This window comes from Deltaproteobacteria bacterium (genome assembly GCA_003696105.1).
Lineage (GTDB): Bacteria > Myxococcota_A > Polyangia > Haliangiales > J016 > J016.
In genome coordinates, this window is the sequence record RFGE01000053.1 from 1 (window position 1) to 2,838 (window position 2,838).

The window sequence follows — 2,838 nt, forward strand, 5'->3', positions numbered from 1 at the left end:
CCGGCCGCTTCCGCAATACGGTTCATCGGCGGCGGCGCGGATCAACCCGCGTGCGGGCTGCCGGCTGATCACTGCTCCGGCTCGCCGTCGCACACGACGCCGCGATTCTCGCGTTTGTAGGCTTGATACGTGCATGTCGTATCGGGCCCCGTATATTTCACAGTGCACCCCGTGTAGGAGCACTCGGCGGAAATGTCGACGTTCTCGACCACGTTCCATCGGATGATGTCGTCATCGAAGACCTCGTAGTGGTCGTCCGCTGTGGTCGTTTCTCCGGGACAGATGGTATCCGTCGTCAGAACACACGTTCCCGGTACGGTCATCGTCGTGTTTCCGCACATGCCGCCGCTTGCGTAGTCGCAGCAGTCCGTCCACACGTGGGGACCCGTGACTCCGTCTTTGTAGATCTGCAGGCCGTAGAGGGAGTCGTGGCCTTCGCCGCACCCGCACTCGGAAAACCATCCGGATACGGAGGTGCATTGACTCGACTCGGTCGTCGTGCAGCTGACACTGATGTCCCAGAATACGCCGTACGTGGTCTGCGGTTCCGGCTCGCGACCCGGGTTGTCGAGTTCGCAGGCGATCGTACACACAGCGGCTAGGGCAAGGGCCTTTTCGATGCGGTGGCGAATCATGACGCCGAGCGAGCGCAGGTTCCGTGCCAGGACGTAGGCACATGGAATTCGGAGCGCACGTGCTCCCTGACGGCAGCGATCCGCGGTGGGCGACGTGCAGCGCAGTCCGGGCGCGCCGCCGTCGCGTGAATCCACGCGACGGCGTGGTCGGGCGCGCCAAGGCCGACGATCGGCGGCGGGCCGCCGGTGGCGTCGATCGGCGCCCATTCAATATCGGACCTCGCCGGCCAACGCGATTCGATTGTCGGGCTTGGACAGGCAGCCGCGTCGTCGACGACCGCGCTGCCGCAGGCGAAAGGGGGCGAGGCGAACGCCATGCGTGCGCCGCACGGTCTGGTGCAGGCGGCGGCGTAGTGGGGACGGCACCACGGGTCGGGCGTCTCCATGCCCGGCGGGCCGTGCAGGCCTTGGATGACGTCACCGCCGGGTTCCGACCAAAGCAGATGGACGCGAACAGCCGCGGGGTGCTCACGGCGTAGTCGCGGATCTCGGCGACGTGCGCTCGATCGCGTCGCGCGGGTAGGAGTCCGGATCGAACAGGTTGTGGTGGCCGTTGAAGCCGATCGGGATGAACGGGGCGCCGTCGACGGTGACGAAGTAGTGCCCGGTCCAGGCGACGGCGACGAACGGCGGGCGGGCGCCGCGTCGGCTGCGGACGTCGCGTCGGCGCCGCCGCCGGCATCGCGGTGCCGGGCGCCGCGTCGCGACCGGCGGCTGCGGCACGGCCGCGCTACGGCGCCGCGACGCGCAGGGGAGTGTGGCGCGCGAGTAGGTCGAAGTCTGCGTCGGCGTGAAGCACGGCGGTGCGCTCGCGGATGGCGACGGCGGCGATCAGGCAGTCGATCAGCTTGCGGACGGTCTCCCCGTTGCGGCGGCAGGTGCGAAACAGGGCCGCAGCCGCCTCGTAGTCTCCGGAATTCGTGGCCAGCACGGTGGCCCGCGCGAGCAGACGGCGAAGCGATTGCAAGTGAGCATCGTCTCGCGCACCGGCGAGCACCTCCATTCGAATCGGATCGCAGGTGGCGATGCGTCCGGCGAGCAACGCGTCGACGCGCTCGCAGACCGGGCTGCCGGTATCGCGCAGGAACTCGATCCAGGCGGACGTGTCGATCAGGATCATCCCGCGCGACTCCGCCGCATGACGTCGAGGTCTCCCTCCCACCCCGAACCGCGCAGCTCCCGGGCCTGTTCGGTCGTGAGCGGTTCGGCGGCCAGGGTGCGCAGGGCGAAGTTGACCGCCTCGCGCTTGGACTTGAATCCATAGCGCTGCATGACCATCCGACATGCCTTCTCGTCGATGTCGATGTTGGTGCGCGCCATACACCTACTATACACCAACCATGCATACGCGGCCCTGCCGGCGTTGACGACGTCGGGGTAAGCCGCCGGCCGGGTGACGGATGAGGTGTACGTTCTCCGCACAGGTCGTCGTGCGGTGCCCGCACGGCGGAGTGGCGGCTCCCAGGGCATGGCGTGGCCGATCGCGGAGTTGAGCCGCAACGACGCTGGCGCGGACTTTGCTGGGGTTCGATCGCGTGCGCCGTCTGTTCTCGATTGTCCTCGCCGTCACTGCCTTGCCTACCGCCGCCGCCGCGCAAGAAACCCTGCGGGTGTCGTTCGACACGACGCCGGCCGGCGGCAACTACGCTCCGAAGAACGTGCTCGCGGTGTGGATCGAAGACAGCGGCGGCAACTTCGTCCGCACCATCGGGCGGTGGGCCGACCGCCGGATCGACCACCTCGTCGCGTGGTCGGCGGCGTCGGGGCAGGACGTGGACGCGGTGTCGGGCGCGACGCGGGTCGACCACAGCCAGCGGATCGAGGTGACGTGGGACATGGTCGACTTCAACGGGATGCCTGTGCCCAACGGCACGTACACGATCCGCATGGAGCTCGCCGATCGCAACTCGACGTCGCCGGACCAGAACAACCAGGGGACGTTCACGTTCGTGCGCGACGGGCAGCCGAGCACGCAGAACGTCGCGGGCGGCGGGTTCGAGAACGTGGTGATCGACTACACCGGCGTCGACACGGCGCTGTGCGGCAACGGCACCCTCGACGAGGGCGAGACCTGCGATCCGATCGACAGTTGCCCGACGACCTGTCCGGACTCGGGCGACGAGTGCATGGTCAACACGCTGGTCGGCAGCGCCGACACGTGCACAGCCGAGTGCGTGGCGATGCCGGCCGACGACTGCCCCGG

General features: G+C 68.3%; 5 protein-coding genes. 1 reads left to right on the forward strand and 4 read right to left on the reverse strand.

Going from position 1 to position 2,838, the window contains the following annotated elements; all coding sequences use genetic code 11:
* Nucleotides 1-68: 68 nt before the first annotated feature.
* From D6689_03205 to D6689_03220, 4 genes are all read right to left on the reverse strand, one after another.
* Nucleotides 69-593, reverse strand: a complete 525-nt coding sequence (locus D6689_03205) for a hypothetical protein (GenBank protein RMH44108.1) — start codon at nucleotides 591-593, stop codon at nucleotides 69-71.
* 510 nt (nucleotides 594-1,103) lie between these two features.
* Nucleotides 1,104-1,358: a hypothetical protein gene (locus tag D6689_03210; GenBank protein ID RMH44109.1), complete on the reverse strand. Its 255-nt coding sequence runs from the start codon at nucleotides 1,356-1,358 to the stop codon at nucleotides 1,104-1,106.
* Between the two features lie 7 nt (nucleotides 1,359-1,365).
* A complete protein-coding gene (locus tag D6689_03215) occupies nucleotides 1,366-1,755 on the reverse strand; it encodes a PIN domain nuclease (protein RMH44110.1) in 390 nt (129 codons plus the stop codon).
* On the reverse strand, nucleotides 1,752-1,955 hold the full coding sequence (locus tag D6689_03220) for a type II toxin-antitoxin system VapB family antitoxin (GenBank protein ID RMH44111.1): 204 nt from the start codon (nucleotides 1,953-1,955) through the stop codon (nucleotides 1,752-1,754). Before D6689_03220 ends, D6689_03215 begins: the two co-directional genes overlap by 4 nt.
* Before the next feature lie 197 nt (nucleotides 1,956-2,152).
* Here D6689_03220 and D6689_03225 point away from each other — a divergent pair.
* Nucleotides 2,153-2,838, forward strand: a 686-nt coding sequence (locus tag D6689_03225; GenBank protein ID RMH44112.1) for a DUF2271 domain-containing protein, incomplete at its 3' end; no start/stop codon positions are given.